The organism is Paracoccus sp. Ld10 (genome assembly GCF_045064235.1).
GTDB lineage: Bacteria > Pseudomonadota > Alphaproteobacteria > Rhodobacterales > Rhodobacteraceae > Paracoccus.
In genome coordinates this window covers 374,761-391,212 of the sequence record NZ_JBISHD010000032.1, presented here as the reverse complement: position 1 = coordinate 391,212, position 16,452 = coordinate 374,761, and the positions used below count along the sequence as shown (strand labels likewise).

Annotated in this window: 15 protein-coding genes; 11 read left to right on the top strand and 4 right to left on the bottom strand. The window is 64.3% G+C overall.

Annotation, left to right across the window (positions count from 1 at the left end):
• The first annotated feature begins 4 nt into the window (after positions 1–4).
• From ACJJVR_RS15720 to ACJJVR_RS15700, 5 genes are all read left to right on the top strand, one after another.
• Complete coding sequence (locus ACJJVR_RS15720; RefSeq protein WP_045999019.1) at positions 5–820, top strand: TIGR00282 family metallophosphoesterase; 816 nt, start codon at positions 5–7, stop codon at positions 818–820.
• Between the two features lie 103 nt (positions 821–923).
• Positions 924–2,708, top strand: a complete 1,785-nt coding sequence (locus ACJJVR_RS15715) for an SLC13 family permease (protein ID WP_405405961.1) — start codon at positions 924–926, stop codon at positions 2,706–2,708.
• Between the two features lie 122 nt (positions 2,709–2,830).
• Complete coding sequence (locus tag ACJJVR_RS15710; protein WP_405405959.1) at positions 2,831–3,058, top strand: DUF1127 domain-containing protein; 228 nt, start codon at positions 2,831–2,833, stop codon at positions 3,056–3,058.
• Between the two features lie 128 nt (positions 3,059–3,186).
• Positions 3,187–3,930 (top strand): YebC/PmpR family DNA-binding transcriptional regulator, encoded by a 744-nt coding sequence (locus ACJJVR_RS15705; RefSeq protein ID WP_405405958.1) that lies wholly within the window; start codon positions 3,187–3,189, stop codon positions 3,928–3,930.
• 99 nt (positions 3,931–4,029) lie between these two features.
• Positions 4,030–4,938: a DMT family transporter gene (locus tag ACJJVR_RS15700; protein ID WP_405405956.1), complete on the top strand. Its 909-nt coding sequence runs from the start codon at positions 4,030–4,032 to the stop codon at positions 4,936–4,938.
• A 2-nt stretch (positions 4,939–4,940) separates the two neighbouring features.
• Here ACJJVR_RS15700 and ACJJVR_RS15695 read toward each other — a convergent pair whose 3' ends face one another.
• A complete protein-coding gene (locus tag ACJJVR_RS15695; RefSeq protein ID WP_405405955.1) occupies positions 4,941–6,149 on the bottom strand; it encodes a heparan-alpha-glucosaminide N-acetyltransferase domain-containing protein in 1,209 nt (402 codons plus the stop codon).
• A 116-nt stretch (positions 6,150–6,265) separates the two neighbouring features.
• Between ACJJVR_RS15695 and ACJJVR_RS15690 the strand changes: the two genes are divergently transcribed.
• On the top strand, positions 6,266–6,595 hold the full coding sequence (locus ACJJVR_RS15690) for a DUF3140 domain-containing protein (RefSeq protein WP_405405954.1): 330 nt from the start codon (positions 6,266–6,268) through the stop codon (positions 6,593–6,595).
• Positions 6,596–6,610: 15 nt separating this feature from the next.
• On the opposite strand, the gene ACJJVR_RS15685 is transcribed toward ACJJVR_RS15690, so the two are convergent.
• Positions 6,611–7,387 carry a bifunctional allantoicase/(S)-ureidoglycine aminohydrolase gene (locus ACJJVR_RS15685; protein ID WP_405406479.1) on the bottom strand — a complete coding sequence of 259 codons (777 nt, stop codon included), beginning with the start codon at positions 7,385–7,387 and terminating at the stop codon, positions 6,611–6,613.
• Positions 7,388–7,506: 119 nt separating this feature from the next.
• Complete coding sequence (puuE, locus tag ACJJVR_RS15680) at positions 7,507–8,913, bottom strand: allantoinase PuuE (protein ID WP_405405952.1); 1,407 nt, start codon at positions 8,911–8,913, stop codon at positions 7,507–7,509.
• Between the two features lie 219 nt (positions 8,914–9,132).
• Between puuE and ACJJVR_RS15675 the strand changes: the two genes are divergently transcribed.
• A complete protein-coding gene (locus ACJJVR_RS15675) occupies positions 9,133–10,434 on the top strand; it encodes an NCS2 family permease (RefSeq protein ID WP_405405950.1) in 1,302 nt (433 codons plus the stop codon).
• A gap of 6 nt (positions 10,435–10,440) precedes the next feature.
• On the opposite strand, the gene bhcR is transcribed toward ACJJVR_RS15675, so the two are convergent.
• A complete protein-coding gene (gene bhcR, locus ACJJVR_RS15670; protein ID WP_405405948.1) occupies positions 10,441–11,241 on the bottom strand; it encodes an HTH-type transcriptional regulator BhcR in 801 nt (266 codons plus the stop codon).
• A gap of 276 nt (positions 11,242–11,517) precedes the next feature.
• Here bhcR and ACJJVR_RS15665 point away from each other — a divergent pair, with 276 nt between their 5' ends.
• From ACJJVR_RS15665 to xdhA, 4 genes are all read left to right on the top strand, one after another.
• A complete protein-coding gene (locus ACJJVR_RS15665) occupies positions 11,518–12,996 on the top strand; it encodes a nucleobase:cation symporter-2 family protein (protein ID WP_405405947.1) in 1,479 nt (492 codons plus the stop codon).
• Between the two features lie 107 nt (positions 12,997–13,103).
• Positions 13,104–13,454 (top strand): hydroxyisourate hydrolase, encoded by a 351-nt coding sequence (gene uraH, locus ACJJVR_RS15660; RefSeq protein WP_405405945.1) that lies wholly within the window; start codon positions 13,104–13,106, stop codon positions 13,452–13,454.
• Between the two features lies 1 nt (position 13,455).
• Complete coding sequence (locus tag ACJJVR_RS15655; RefSeq protein WP_405405944.1) at positions 13,456–14,709, top strand: urate hydroxylase PuuD; 1,254 nt, start codon at positions 13,456–13,458, stop codon at positions 14,707–14,709.
• 294 nt (positions 14,710–15,003) lie between these two features.
• Positions 15,004–16,452, top strand: coding sequence for a xanthine dehydrogenase small subunit (xdhA, locus tag ACJJVR_RS15650; RefSeq protein ID WP_405405943.1), 1,449 nt, complete (start codon positions 15,004–15,006; stop codon positions 16,450–16,452).

Genomic DNA, 16,452 nt, shown 5'->3' with positions numbered 1-16,452 from the left:
TCCCATGAAAATCCTGTTTCTTGGCGATGTGATGGGCCGATCCGGCCGTCGTGCGATCACCGAACGGCTGGCGGGGCTGCGTGCCCGGCTGAAGGCCGACCTTGTCGTGGTCAATTCGGAAAATGCCAGCGGTGGTCGTGGTCTGACCGCAGGCCACGCGCAGCTGCTGCTGGAGGCGGGGGCCGATTGCCTGACGCTTGGGGACCATGCCTTTGACCAAAAAGACATGCTGGCCTTCATCGACCGCGAGCCGCGGATCGTGCGCCCATTGAATTTCGCGCGCGAGGCGCCGGGCCGGGGTCACACCATCATCAGCGACCAGCGCGGGCGCAAGGCGCTGATCGTCCAGGCCCTGGGGCAGGTGTTCATGTCGCGGCCTTATGACGATCCGTTCTCGGCGCTGGACGGGGTGCTGCGTGCGCATCCTCCGGGCGGAATGGTGCAGGCGGCGCTTGTCGATATCCATGCCGAGGCGACCAGCGAAAAGATGGCCGTCGGTCATTTCTGCGACGGTCGCGCCAGCCTTGTTGTCGGCACGCATACCCACGTTCCGACGGCCGATGCACAGGTTTTGCCGCGCGGAACCGCCTATCTGACCGATGCGGGAATGTGTGGCGACTATGACAGCGTGATCGGCATGGACAAGGCAGAGCCACTGCGCCGGTTCATCACCGGCATGGTGCGCGATCGATTCGTTCCCGCCGAGGGTGAGGCGACCCTGTCAGGCGTGCTGGTCGAGACCGACGACCGCACCGGCCAGGCGCGCAGCGTCCAGCCGGTTCGCGATGGTGGTCGACTGGCGGCGACACACCCTGCCTGACCGGCAGGCATCGTTTACAACTTTCACTTGCGGCAGCGCAGAAAACTGCCGTACACCCCGATGTCGGGGCCGCATCCGGGCCGTGTGATCAGACAGGATCTGCATGCTTGGCTTTGAACTGACCGGTACGACCGCTTCTGTCGCGATGCTGATCATCGTCAGCATCACATTTGTCCTATTCATCCGCGAAAAGCACCCGCCCGAGGTCATCGCCATTGCGTCGGCCGCGACGATGATGGTGTTGGGGCTGTTGCCGGTCGAAGATGCGGCGGGCGTTCTGTCGAATGCCGCGCCCTGGACCATCGCGTTCATGTATCTGCTGATGGGTGGCTTGATGCGGACAGGGGCGCTGGACATGATGTCCAGCATCGTGTCCGCCCGCGCCGATACCAATCCGATGCTGGCCATCGCCAGCCTGTTCGGGTTCGTCATCGTCGCATCGGCGGTGATGAACAACACGCCTGTTGTCGCCGTGATGATCCCGATCTGCATCCAGCTGTCGATGCGCCTTGGAACAACGCCGTCCAAGCTGTTGATGCCGCTTAGTTATTTTACGCTGATGGGGGGGATGATCTCGCTGATCGGAACCTCGACCAACCTACTGGTCGACGGGGTTGCCCGCGAACGTGGGATGGAGCCATTCACCATCTTTGAAATTGCCCCGGTCGGCATCGCCATCACGTTGGCGGGGATTGCCTATTTTCTGCTGATAGGACGCAAGCTGCTGCCAGAGCGCACGTCGCTGGCGGGCTTTCTGGGCGCGCGCCGCGAGATGAAGTATTTCACCGAGGTCGCGATCCCCGAGGATTCGTCGCTTGTCGGCCAGAACGTCACCGAGGTGGCACTGTTCAAACGTGACGCCGTGCGGCTGATCGATGTCTTGCGCGGCGACGCGTCGCTGCGCCGCAACCTGCCCGAGGTCGTGCTGGCACCCGGTGACCGGGTCGTGCTGCGGTCCGAAATGTCCGACCTGCTGGAGATGCTGGACAACAAGAACCTGCAGATGCTGGACAAGCTGGGCTCTGTCGCGACCGAGACGGTCGAGGTCCTCATTTCGCCGGGCTGTCACCTGATAGGGCGGCGTCTGGGCGATCTGCGCCTGCGCCGTCGCTATGGTATCTATGTTCTGGCGGCGCACCGGCGGAACCAGAATATCGGCCGGCAACTGGATGACCTGGTCGTGCGTGTCGGCGACACGCTGTTGCTGGAGGGCGCGCCCGAGGATATCGGCCGCCTCGCAAGCGACATGGAGATGGTTGATGTCTCGCGGCCCTCGGCGCGGGCCTATCGCCGCAACCGCGCGCCCATCGCGATCATCTGCCTGTTGGCGGTGGTGACGCTGGCGGCGCTGAATGTCGCACCGATCCTTGCGCTGTCCTTTCTGGCCGCAGCGGTGATTCTGATGACCCGTTGTGTCGATGCCGAAGAGGCGTTCTCTTTCGTGGACGGTCGCCTGATGGCGATGATCTTTGCCATGCTGGCGGTGGGCGAGGCGCTTGAACATACCGGTACCGTCAATCTGATCGTTGATTTCATCGCACCCTATCTGATGGGCCTGCCGCCGTTCATGACGCTGGCCGCGGTCTATTTCCTGGGCCTTATCCTGACAGAGGTGCTGTCGAACAATGCCGTCGCCGTGCTGCTGACGCCGATCGCGATCGCGCTGGCGACAACGCTTGGCCATGATCCGCGCCCCTATGTCATCGCGGTCATGTTCGCGGCAACGGTCGCCTTCGCCACGCCCATCGGGTATCAGACGCACATGATGGTCTATGGGCCCGGAGGGTACCGTTTTTCAGACTTCGTCAAGGTTGGCGTTCCGCTGGACATCATCTGCGGAATCGTCGCCTGCGTGATCATCCCCATCCTTTGGCCGCTGGTTCCATAACCACGAGAGGTTGTCACAACTGCAATGCTGCCATGCAGCATCGGCGGTTGTGATTCGGGACTAAAACCCCGATCTAGGCGTCAGGGGAGGAAACGACTTTGTCCTTTACAAGGAGTTTCCATATGGCGACCATCGCTTCTGTCGATCAAAAATCCAACGGTTTCTCTGCTGGCGTTCTGTTGGCACCGTTCCGTGCCGTGGGCCGCTTTCTGATCGCGCTGGCCGAGGCAAGCCCGCAGATGCGCGCGCTGAACCGGCTCAGCCTGCTGTCGGACGCGGAATTGGCCGCAAAGGGCCTGACCCGCGACGGCGAAGTCCGCCGCATTTTGGGCGGCGCCGCCGCTTTGTAATGGTGCCTCAGGCATCGGACGACCATCGCGCGGCCCTTTGGGGCCGCGTTTCGCATTGCGATGGGGGTGCCCGCTGGACTAGAAGCGGGCGATAATCCAGTTTTCCGCACGACGAAGGACGACCCGACATGGCAGGGCATTCCAAATGGGCCAACATCCAGCACCGCAAGGGACGGCAGGACAAGCTGCGGTCCAAGCTGTTCTCGAAGCTGGCAAAAGAGATCACCGTGGCCGCCAAGATGGGCGACCCTGACCCTGAAAAGAACCCCCGCCTGCGCATGGCCGTCAAGGAGGCCAAAGTCAAATCCGTCCCCAAGGACGTGATCGACCGCGCCATCAAGAAATCACAGGGCGGCGACGCCGAGACCTATGACGAGATCCGCTATGAGGGTTACGGCCCCAACGGAATCGCGCTGGTGGTCGAGGCAATGACCGACAATCGCAACCGCACCGCATCCAACGTCCGCAGCTATTTCACCAAGTCGGGCGGCGACATGGGCCAGACCGGTTCGGTCAGCTTCATGTTCGACCGGGTCGGAGAGATCGTCTATCCTGCATCCGCAGGTGATGCGGACACGGTCATGCTGGCCGCGCTGGAGGCCGGTGCCGACGATGTCGAGAGCGACGACGAAGGCCATTGGATCTATTGCGCCGACACTGCGCTGAACGAGGTCTCCAGCGCGCTGGAGGCAGCGTTGGGCGAATCTGACACCGCCAAGCTGATCTGGAAGCCCCAGGCCCCGACGGAGGTCACCGACCTGGAGACCGCGCAGAAACTGATGCGCCTGATCGATACGCTGGAAGATGATGACGACGTCCAGAACGTCACCGGCAATTTCGACATTTCGGAAGAGGTTGCGGCACAGCTGTAATCGCTGTCTGTCGCAAAGGCGGGCCGTTCCCAACCAGGGGCGGCCCGTCTTTGCGTTTTGCGCCTTGCGCGTCGCGGGCAAAGGCGGCAGTTGCAGATCATGCATAAACAAAGCGACACACGCAGCGACTTGATCGGCATCGGTTGGATGCTGGCGACAGGGCTGTGCTTTGTCGCGGTGAATACCATCGTGCGCGGTCTGGACGGCGCATTGCCTGCGGCGCAGGCGGCATTCATCCGGTTCCTGTTCGGAATGGCATTTCTGGCTCCGGTGATCCTTGGCGCGCTGAGGGGCGGCTTTTCGCGCGGGATCTGGGGATTGTTCGTCCTGCGTGGCGCGCTGCACGTGGTGGCGGTCGTCGCGTGGTTCTATGCCATGTCGCGCATCACCATAGCCGAGGTGACGGCAATCGGGTTCCTGAACCCGATCATCGTGACGATCTGTGCCGCGCTGTTTCTGGGCGAAAAGCTGGCTTCGCGCCGGATCGCTGCGGTGGGGGTGGCGCTGGTCGGGGCGCTGGTGGTGCTGCGGCCGGGGATGCGGGAACTGGATCCCGGGCATCTTAGCCAAGTGCTGGCGGCGGTCGCCTTTGGGTTGTCGTACCTGATCGCCAAGCAGCTATCCGACCGGGTGCCTGCGGCCGTCGTCGTTGCGATGATGTCGCTGATGGTTTCGGTCGGGCTGGCACCGCTGGCAATCGCGACATGGGTCCATCCAACGATCGCCCAGTTGGGCTGGCTGGCGCTGGTGGCGGTCTTTGCGACGCTTGGGCATTATACGATGACGCGGGCGTTTGCCGCGGCGCCACTGACGGTCACGCAGCCAGTGACATTTCTGCAGTTGATCTGGGCCAGCCTGGTCGGTGTCCTGGTGTTTCACGAACCCCTGGACCCTTGGGTCATTCTGGGTGGCGGGCTGATGATCGGGGCAATCAGCTATATCACATGGCGCGAAGCCCGGATCCGCGCACGCGTGGTCACTCCGCCGGTCGGTGCGACCAAGGTCTGACCCTAGCCCCTGACGGGTCGCCCGCCGCGTGACGCCCACAGCAACCCTTGGGCAAGCCGGTCTCCGGGCATCCCCAGCCACCTTAATCCTGCAGCGGTCACGGTCGAACGACGCGCGGCGATATCGAACGCGATGCTCATCGCGCAGATTGCGGCGAGCAATGCCGCAGCCCAAGCCAGCGTCGCACCAAGCGTGTCCGGGGTCAGGTCGACCAGATACAACAGAATGTTGCCCCACGCGAAGGTGAACATGCTGGTCCGGCCAAAGAACGTCGCGCGGACCCATGCATCGGTGCGCCCGATACGGTGGACGTCGATCAGCCACACGAACAGCATGGTCATCACCGTTGCGGACAGGATGCCTGCAGCAAAGTACATCGGATGGCTGTCCCGGCGCAAAAGCCCCTGCGACAGCCCATCGATCACGGTACGGTCGATGAACAGCCCCCCGATCAGCGCCAGCATCACACCCCCGACCAGAACGGTGCGGACGCGTCGACCAAAGCCTGCATTACCCGCGGTAGACAGCCCCTGCAGGCCTGCGCGAGACTGGCCAACCAGATAATTGCCAAGGCATTGTCCCACGACCACCAGCGTCAGACCGTGCAGGATCGACGGGCCTGCACGCGACAATTCGCCAAACCCGGTCAGAAACTGGCTCAGACTGGCGATATGGCGGGGGGCGCCCAGATCGGATTCGACATCGGGCAAGGAAGTGAGCAGCGGCCAGGCGGCGTGATAGGCAATCGCGGCGATCACAAGCGGCCACAGTCCGAACCGCCCGCGCAGCCACAGCAGGACGGGCGCAAATGCCAACGTGATCGCATAGAATTTCAGGATTTCGGCATAGGGCGAATTTCCCATGAACAGCACGGCGGCGATACTGTATTTGATCGAGTATCCATCGTCTGTCAGGAACAGCACAAAGATTGTCAGTGCGTACAGAACCCAGCATTGAAACGCCCGTGACAAAAGCCGTGTCGCCACGCGGTGCCGCGCCAGCGGCGTCGTCCAACGCGGTTGATAGACGATCTCCAGCATGGTCCCGAACAGGAGGATGAACGTCGGCGTCGCAAACTGAAAGAAGAACCACATCATGCGCACCACGGGATCGGGCAGATGGGTGCCAATGTTTACGTCGGCATAGACGTGCGATGACATCGCCAGCACGATCGCCAGGCTTCGTGTCGCGTCCAGGCCTATTATCCGCATCCGTGTACCGCCGTTGTTATTTTGCGTTGTGTCCGATGACGGGCCATCGCGCGGCATCGCCGGACGGGAACCGCGTGTCCAAGCCAAGAGTTCCCCGCTGATCTCAGGAGGCCGGAATGACATCACATGAGCAAACTTGGAGCGACTGGCAGGAGCTGGTCAACATGACGCCGTCTCAGCTGAAGGATTGGCTGGACACCGACGACAGCAAGTCGGTCGGGGATACGAGCGGGCAGGGTGAAAGCACGGGCCACAAGTCGGGCCGCCACATCCTGCGCATCAAGGACAAGAAAAAGGCCGACCTGACCGATGACGACTGGTCGCACATGGCCAAGGTCGCAGGTTACATCAAGCGCCATCTGGCGCAGGGCGGCCCTGAAAAGGACAAGGAACACAGCGACTGGCGCTATTCCCTGATGAACTGGGGCCACGATCCGCTGAAGTGATCGTGGCCCGCGCGATCACCGGTTCGGCCACAGGGTCGCGTGGCGGTTCACGTCCTTGTACAGCAGATAGCGGAACGGCCCCGGACCGCCCGCATAGCAGGCTTGGGGGCAGAAGGCGCGCAGCCACATGTAATCACCGGGGCCGACCTCGACCCAGTCCCGGTTCAGGCGATAGACGGCCTTGCCCTCCAGCACGAACAGGCCGTGTTCCATCACATGGGTTTCGGCAAAGGGGATCGAGCCACCGGGTTTGAAGGTCACGACCGTGACATGCATGTCGTGGCGCAGGTCGGCCGGGTCCATGAACCGCGTGGTGCCCCACGCACCGTCCGTGTCGGGCATCATGGACGGTGGGATGTCCTGTTCCTGTACCACGATCGGGTCGGGCTTTTCGATGCCGGCAAAGGGTTGCCAGCGCTTGCGCCACCAGTGAAAGCCCGCGGGGCCAGCGGTCCGGTTCCTGACCCGCCACGGCGTGCCGGGCGGGATATAGGCAAAGCCCCCCGGCGACAGCAAATGTTCGGTCCCGTCGATCACCACCTGCATGTCGCCGCCGGTGACAAAGATTGCGTGTTGAATTTCGGGGTCATCATCGGGGGTGTCGCTGCCCCCACCCTCGGCCAGTTCGACGATGTACTGGCTGAAGGTTTCGGCGAACCCTGTCAGCGGACGCGCCAGCATCCAGAACCGCATCCGCTGCCAACCGGGCAGATAGCTGGTGACGATATCGCGCATCACGGTGCGCGGGATGACCGCATAGGCGTCGGTGAAAACCGCGGTGTCCGTGGTCATTCCCGTCTGTGGCGGCAGGCCCGCGACGGGACCGGCATACCGGATGAGGGGTGCGGTTGCGTCGTCGGTGGGCAGTTGCGCGATGTCGCCGGTGGGGGCGCCTGCGGGGCCGGTATCGGTCATGTCAGGATCTCTTTCAGGCGAAGGGTGGCGATGCGGATGACCTGCGCCTCGGCGGTGGCGCGTTCGGTCGGGGTGTCGTTGTCGACGCGGGTCTGCATGGCGGACAGGATGCCCGTTTTGTCATGGTCGCGGACGGCGATGATGAACGGGAACCCATGCTTGGCGACATAGGCGTCGTTCAGGCGGGTGAACTCGGCGCGTTCCGCATCGGTCAGGGCATCGAGGCCCGCGCTGGCCTGTTCGGCGGTGCTGTCGGCGGTCAGGCGTTTCGCCAGTGCCAGCTTGCCTGCAAGGTCCGGGTGCGCCAGCAGCACCCCAAGACGTTCGTCGTCGCCCGACATGCGGAACATCTGCGCCATACGACCTGCAAGGCCCATGGGTGTGTCATGGACCGCGCCCATTTCCGCGTCCCAGACCCGTTCGGCGATAAAGGGCGAATGTTCATAGACGCCGCCGAACCGCGCGACAAAGCCGTCGCGGTCCATCTGCGACGGGCGCATGCGGGGTTGGAACGGATGCTCCTCCGCCCAGTGGCGGGCGATGTCCTGGCGGCTGGCGAACCAGACGCCGTCATGGCTGCGCGCGTGGTCCAGGAACCACTGGATCGCCATGGCGCGGCCGGGGCGGCCGGCCAGGCGGCAATGCAGGCCGATGGACATCATCTTGGGCGCGCCCGCCACCCCTTCGGCATACAGCATGTCAAAGCTGTCGCGCAGATAGTCAAAGAAATCCGTCCCCGTGCCAAACCCCTGACCCGACGAGAACCGCATGTCGTTGGCGTCCATCGTATAGGGGACCATCAGCTGGGGCCGGTCGTTGTGGACGTGCCAATAGGGCAGATCGTCCGCGATGGTGTCGGCCAGGTACGCGAACCCGCCTTCCTCGCAGCCAAGAGCCACCGTGTTCATCGACGTGCGCCCCTGATAGAAACCATGCGGGCGTTCCCCGGTGATCGCGGTGTGCAGGGCCACGGCCTGGGCGATGTGGTCCGCCTCGACCTCGCGCGGGACGTTGCGATAGTCGATCCATTTCAGACCGTGGGTCGCAATCTCCCACTCGGCCTCCTGCATGGCGGCCACCTGTTCGGGGCTGCGTTCCAGCGCGGTGGCCACGCCGTATACGGTGATGGGCAGGTCCCTGAGCATCCGGTGCATTCGCCAGAACCCCGACCGCGCGCCGTAATCATAGATGGATTCCATGTTCCAGTGCCGCTGGCCTGGCCAAGGCTGGGCGCCGATGATCTCGGACAGGAACGCCTCCGAGGCGGGGTCGCCATGTTCGATGCTGTTCTCTCCGCCCTCCTCATAGTTCAGGACGATCTGGACGGCGATGCGGGCACCGCCCGGCCAGCGGGGGTCGGGGGTGGTCCGGCCATATCCGGTCAGGTCGCGGCTGTAGCGCATCGGTCTTCCCTCGTGTCTGTCGTTGCGTCAGCAAAGCGCGGCAGCCGTGCAAGGACAAGCGGTCAGGGGCGGAATTCTGTATCAAGGAATGCGCGACAATGCCCGGGTCTTTCAAATCGGCGTTGAAAGTCTTACGCGCCGGGGGCAATTGCGGCACGACGCCGCGCCACCCACTGTCCGGACCAACGGTGGACGGGGGGTTCGCCAAAAGGGGGACGCATGGAACGCTATTTTGGACTTGCCGAAAAAGGCAGCAGTGTCAGGACCGAGGTGATCGCCGGGATCACCACCTTTCTGACAATGGCCTATATCATCTTCGTCAATCCCGACATCCTGTCCACCACCGGCATGGACCGCGATGCGGTCTTTGTCGCGACCTGCCTTGCCGCCGCGCTGGGATCGCTGATCATGGGGCTGTGGGCCAACTGGCCCATCGGCATGGCGCCTGGCATGGGGCTGAACGCGTTCTTTGCCTTTACCGTGGTGGGCGTGATGGGGTTCACGTGGCAACAGGCGCTGGGCGCGGTGTTCATCAGCGGCCTGATCTTCCTGTTCCTGTCGCTGACGGGCATCCGCCGCTGGCTGATCGCGGGCATCCCCGCATCGATGCGCAGCGCCATCGCGGCGGGCATCGGTCTGTTCCTGGCGATCATCGCGCTGCAGTCGTCGGGCATCGTGGTGGGCAACCCCGCCACGCTGGTCGCGCTGGGCGATCTGACCGCGACGGGGACGCTGCTGACGATCTGCGGGTTCTTCCTGATCGTGGCTCTGGATGCGCTGCGGGTGACAGGTGCGATCCTGATCGGTATTCTGGTGGTGACGGTCGCGGCCATCGCGCTGGGCGTCAGCCAGTTTTCCGGCGTCGTGTCCATGCCACCATCCATCGCGCCGACCTTTCTGCAGATGGACCTGATGGGCGCACTGACCTTTGGCATCTTTCAGGTCGTGCTGGTCATGGTGCTGGTCGAGGTGTTCGACGCCACCGGCACGCTGATCGGCGTGGCCAAGCGTGCGGGACTGCTGACCGAGGGACAGACCCACCAGAACGCGAACCTGGGCCGCGCATTGATGGCCGATTCGACAGCGATCACCGCGGGCGCGCTGCTGGGCACGTCGTCCACCACCGCCTATGTTGAAAGCGCGTCGGGCGTGCAGGCGGGGGGGCGGACCGGACTGACCGCCGTCGTCGTGGGTGTACTGTTCCTGGCGGCGATGTTCTTTGCGCCACTGGCGGGGTCGGTGCCGGCCTATGCGACCGCGCCCGCGCTCCTCTATGTGGCCACGCTGATGGTGCGCGAACTGGCGGGGATCGATTGGGACGACGTGACCGAGGCCGCGCCATCCGTCCTGACGGCGATCGCCATGCCGCTGACCTATTCCATCGCGAACGGTCTGGCCTTTGGTTTCATCAGCTATGCGGTGATCAAGCTGCTGACCGGCCGCATAGGCGAGGTGCACGCCGCGACCTGGGTCATCGCGGCCCTGTTCGTGGCCAAATTCGCGCTGTTCGGCGGGCATTGATCCCTGTCAGGGCGTCTGGCCGCCCAAGGCATCGGACAGGCTGGCCGCCGCGGCGGCCACCACCGCGCCCAGGGTCTTGACGTGTTCGGCCCCGATGCGATGCGTGGGGCCGCTGACGCTGATCCCGGCGATCGCCTCTCCGGACAGATCAAAGACGGGGGCCGCGATGCAGCGCATGCCCCGGCTGCGTTCCTCGTCGTCAAAGGAAAAGCCGCGGTGGCGGATACGGGCCAGATCCGCCTCCAGCGCGGTTGGGTCGGTCAGCGTGGTGTCGGTGAACCGCGCCAGCGGCCCAAGCAACCGCACGCTGTCGGGCCGGAACGCCAGCAGCGCCTTGCCGATCCCCGATGCGTGCAGCGGCGACCGGGTGCCGGGGGGGAAAAATGCGCGGATCGTTTCGGACGTTTCGACCTGTGACAGGAACAGCACGCTGTCGCCCTGCAGGATGCCCAGGTTCGCTGTTTCCCCGGTATGTTCCATCAGCGCGCGCATGATCGGACGCGCGCGTTCCACCAGACCCGACCGGCGCATGAAGGCCGATCCCAATCGGAACGCCTGCGGACCGATGTTCCACGCCTGCGTCGCAGGGTCGCTTTCGGCCATGCCCCGCGCGGCCAGCGTGTGCAGGACGCGGTGCACCGTGGATGGTGGCTGGGCCGATCGTTCCGACACCTCGGACAGGGTCAGGCCGGGATGCGCCGCCAGCAGATCCAGCAGGTCCAGCGCCCGGTCCAGCGACTGCACGGTGCCCGGCGCGTCGGGCAAGGTCTTGCGGGGTCGGCCCCGCTTGCGGGTCGGGTCGGCCATTATGCGTCCCTTGTTGATGCAGCCTTTAGATGCGGGCGAAAAGGAAGCCTCGCAAGTCAAAAAGCCAACGTTCAGAATTCATTTCCATTTTCACGCCGGAACTGCTGCCGCCGCGTGACGTGCCAGTCCTGAACCGGTGCCGCGTTTTCGGGCAATCGCACGCCCGGCGCAAGACGCAGGCTGAAAATCCGTTTCGGGAAAATGTCTGACCGCGCTAGGTCTTGGACAGTCGCGCAGTCACGACGCGATGTCGAAGACGCCACAGGGGATCCCGCCATGACAGACAGCCTTGCCCGGACCACGGTCCATCCCGTCGATCAGATGCTGCCGACGGGGCGGTTGATCACCTTGGGGTTCCAGCATGTGCTGGTCATGTACGCGGGTGCCATCGCGGTGCCTCTGATCGTTGGCCGCGCCCTGCAGCTGCCCCCCGAGGAGGTGGCATTCCTGATTTCGGCCGACCTGTTCGTCTGCGGTCTGGCAACGCTGATCCAAAGCCTGGGAATGACCCAGTATTTCGGCATCCGCCTGCCGGTGATGATGGGCGTGACCTTTGCAGCCGTCGGGCCGATGGTCGCCATTGCGGGCCAGACGCCGGGCACCGAGGGTGCGCGCGCCCTGTTCGGGGCGATCATCGCGGCGGGCCTAGTGGCCATATTGCTGGCGCCGCTGATCGGGCGGGTCTTGCGGTTCTTTCCCCCTGTCGTCACCGGCACGGTGATCCTGGCCATCGGCATCAGTCTGATGCCCATCGGCATCAACTGGATCTTTGGCCTGCCGGTGGGGCCGACCGCGCCGATGCTGGTCGATCCGGCGCAGCAGGCCTGGCTGGATCAGGCGGTGGCGGCTGGCGGCGTGCCTGCGGGCGTTCGTCTGGCCCCGGCGATGGCCAACCCCGCCTATGCGTCGGGCACCAACATCCTGATCGCGGTGCTGGTGCTGGGCACGATCTTGTTGGTGTCACGCTTTGCCCGCGGCTTTCTGTCGAACATCGCCGTGCTGCTGGGCATTGCGGTGGGCGGTGTCGCCGCCGCCGCGATGGGCCTGATGCAATTCGACAAGGTCGCAGAGGCGGCCTGGTTCGCCGTCATCCAGCCGTTCCATTTCGGCCTGCCAACCTTTGACCCGGTGATGATCGTCACGATGGTGCTGGTGATGATCGTGGTGATGATCGAATCGACGGGCATGTTCCTGGCGCTGTCGGACATGTGCCGCCGCCCGATCAATTCGCGCGATCTGGCCGCGGGCCTGCGGGCCGACGGGTTGGGCACAATGTTGGGCGGGATCTTCAACACATTCCCCTATACCTCGTTCTCGCAGAACGTCGGGCTGGTAGGGGTCACGGGCATCCGGTCGCGGTTCGTCTGCGTGGCCGGCGGCGTCATCATGATCGTGCTGGGCCTGATCCCCAAGATGGGCGCCCTGGTCGAGAGCCTGCCGACCACCGTGCTGGGCGGGGCCGGGCTGGTGATGTTCGGGATGGTCGCCGCCACCGGCATCCGCATCCTGAGCCGCGTCGATTTCACCGCGAACCGACACAACCTGTTCGTCGTGGCCATCAGCATCGGCATGGCGATGATCCCGCTGGTCGCACCGAACTTCAAGCAGTGGTTGCCCCATGCGATTCATCCGCTGATCCATTCGGGAATCCTGCTGGCCGCGGTCAGCGCGGTGGCGCTGAACTGGTTCTACAACGGTGCGGCCCCCGCGGATCAGGCGGAGCTGGCCCAGGCCGGTCGCCTGGCCGATCACTAGTGTCAGATTATGCACGGTTTCTTAAGACTGCCTTGCGCATCAAGGCCATGCCGGGGCAGGGGAAATCGGGTATCACGGCGGATGAACGATCAAGACGGGGGGCTTTCATGTCCGGTTATCTGACAACGCATGTTCTGGACACGGCGCGCGGGCTGCCCGCGCGCGGGATGCATGTCGTGCTGTTCCGGCTGTCGCCGGAGCGACAGGAGATCGCGCGCATGGTGACCAATGCCGACGGGCGCACCGACGCGCATATTCTGCCGGCGGGCGATTTCGCCACCGGCACCTACGAATTGGAATTTCATGCCGGTGCCTGGATGGACGCGTCGGGCGTGGCACCCGAAAGCCCACGCTTTCTGGACGTCATCCCGATCCGTTTCGGCATGTCGCAGGACGATCATTACCATGTGCCGCTGCTGATTTCTCCGTTCGGCTATTCCACCTATCGGGGTAGCTGAGATGATCCCGGAAACCGCCATCCTGTGGGAATTCCTGTCTTTTGCCGTCCGCTGGCTGCATGTGATCACCGCGATCGCGTGGATCGGGTCGTCGTTCTATTTCATCGCGCTGGATCTGGGCCTGCAAAAGGCGCCTGACCTGCCCAAGGGCGCGCATGGCGAGGAATGGCAGGTCCATGGCGGGGGGTTCTATCACGTTCGCAAATACCTGGTCGCCCCCGAACGCATGCCCGAGCATCTGACATGGTTCAAATGGGAGAGCTATGCGACCTGGCTGTCGGGGGCCGCGCTGCTGATGGTCACCTATTGGGCGGGTGCGAACCTGTACCTGATCGAGCCCGCCAAGGCCGACCTGGCGATCTGGCAGGCGATCCTGATTTCCGGCGGGTCGCTGGCGGTGGGCTGGCTGATCTATGATGGGCTGTGCAAGTCGCCCCTGGGCAACCGCCCCACGGTGCTGATGCTGCTGCTGTTTACGGCGCTAGTGGCGATGGGCTGGGCCTATGACCAGATCTTCACGGGTCGCGCGGCGCTGCTGCATCTGGGCGCGTTCACCGCGACGATCATGACCGCGAACGTGTTCCTGATCATCATGCCGAACCAGCGCATCGTTGTGGCCGACCTCAAGGCCGGGCGCGCCGCCGATCCGAAATACGGCAAGATCGCCAAGCTGCGGTCGACCCACAACAACTACCTGACGCTGCCGGTCATTTTCCTGATGCTGTCGAACCACTATCCGCTGGCATTCGCCAGCCAGTACAACTGGCTGATCGCGGCGCTGATCTTTCTGATGGGCGTGACGATCCGGCATTTCTTCAACACCATGCACGCCCGCAAGGGGTATCGATGGTGGACTTGGGCTGTCACCACGATGCTGTTCATCGGGGTGATGTGGCTGGCGTCGGTTGGTGTCAATCAGGACAGCTATGACGAGGCGATGGCCCGGCCCCTGACCCCGGTCGAGGCTCGCTTTGCCCAAGCCGATGGGTTCGAGGCGGCCAGCCAGGCCGTCATCGGCCGCTGTTCCATGTGTCATGCACGCGAACCGGTCTGGGAGGGCATCCGCACCGCGCCCAAAGGTATGCTGCTGGAGACGCCCGCCGATATCGCCCGCGCGGCGCATCAGATCTATATTCAGGCGGGTCTGACCGACGCGATGCCCCCCGCCAACATTACCGGGATGGAGGATGAGGAACGCGACGCCATCCTGCGCTGGTTCCGCCAGGTCGGACCCTTGGGTGTGGCGGGGCTTTGATGCCGGTCCTGCGGCGCGCACGGCTTGCACGACCGTGGGACACGGGGGCGCAGTCCCCCGGGCGCGGCGGTCCCCCTCGATGGGGGCCGCCGCGCCATTCTGCGCCCCCGGCAAGGACATGATCTGTCGACGCAGTGGCTGCCTCTGATTGTCGCATGCGCCCGTGCTTTCGCACCGGATGCCATGTCGCGGTGGTCCGCTTTCAACGGAACGTGTAAAGTCTTCTAGATCACCGCCGATTTCGAAACGCATCGGCAGGGCGTAGACTCTGACCCAAGGCAAGGAAAGGCGATCATGACCCAGCTGCGGTTTCTGCTCAACGACACCGAGATCGCGCTGACCGAGGTCGGGGCATCGGACACGCTGCTGGATCATCTGCGCCTAGCGCGCCGTATGACCGGCACCAAGGAAGGCTGCGCCGAGGGTGACTGCGGGGCCTGTACCGTGCTGGCGGGCCGGTTGACGGCCACCGGGTTGGTCTATGAGCCGGTGAACGCCTGCATCCGGCTGCTGGCGTCGTGCCACGCCACCCATATCGTCACCATCGAACATCTGCGCGGACCCGATGGCGGGCTGCACCCGGTTCAGGCGGCAATGGTCGATCATCACGGCAGCCAGTGCGGGTTCTGCACGCCCGGCATCGTGATGGCGCTGTATGGGCTGTGGATGACCAATCCCCAAGCTGATGCAGCCGATATCGAAACCGCCCTTCAGGGCAACATCTGCCGCTGCACTGGCTATGCCCCGATCATTCGCGCGGCGTTGGCCGCGGGCGCAGCCGGAGGGCAGGCCCAGGACGCCCTGTCGCACGAACGCGATGCGGTGGCCGCACGCCTGACCGGGATGCGCGGCGCCAGGGTTTTGCTTGCGCGCGGCGCGGACCGGGCGCTGGTCCCCGCCGATACCGACGATCTGGCCCAGCTGTTGCTGGACGAACCCAAGGCCACGCTGGTGGCGGGTGGCACCGATGTCGGTTTGTGGGTGACAAAGTTCATGCGCGACATCAGCCCCGCCATCTTCATCGGGCACCTGATGAAGGACATCACGGTCGAGGACGGAATGATGCGCCTGGGTGCCGGGGTGACGTATAGCGAGGCCGCTTCCCTGATCGCCCGCCACGTCCCGCAGGCGGCCGAATATTGGTCGCGCATCGGCGGCTGGCAGGTGCGCAATGCGGGCACCATCGGGGCGAACATCGCCAACGGCTCTCCCATCGGGGACACGCCGCCGTTGCTGATTGCGCTGGATGCGCGGATCGTGCTGCGCCGGGGCGATGTGCGGCGCGAGCTGGCGCTGGAGGAGTTCTTTGTCGATTATGGCAAGCAGGACCGCCAGCTGGGCGAATTTGTCGAACAGGTCTTGATCCCCATGCAGCCACAGGCGCGCATCGCGGCCTATAAGGTCAGCAAGCGGCGCGATAGCGACATCACGTCCGTCGCGGCGGGGTTCTGCGTCGATGTGACGGATGGCAAGATCACCCGCGCGAGACTGGCCTTTGGCGGCATGGCCGGAACGCCCAAGCGTGCCCGCCATACCGAGGCCGTACTGAAGGGGCAGCCTTTTGCGGCGGCGACGTTTGACGCCGCCGCCCGCGCCATCGACAAGGATTTCCAGCCGATGTCCGACATGCGCGCCAGCGCCGAATATCGCGCGATGGTGGCGCGTAACCTGATCCGGCGTTTCTGGCTGGAGCAATCGGAACCCGGCCTGCCCGTGCGGCTGCGCCAGAGTGAGGGGGTTTAG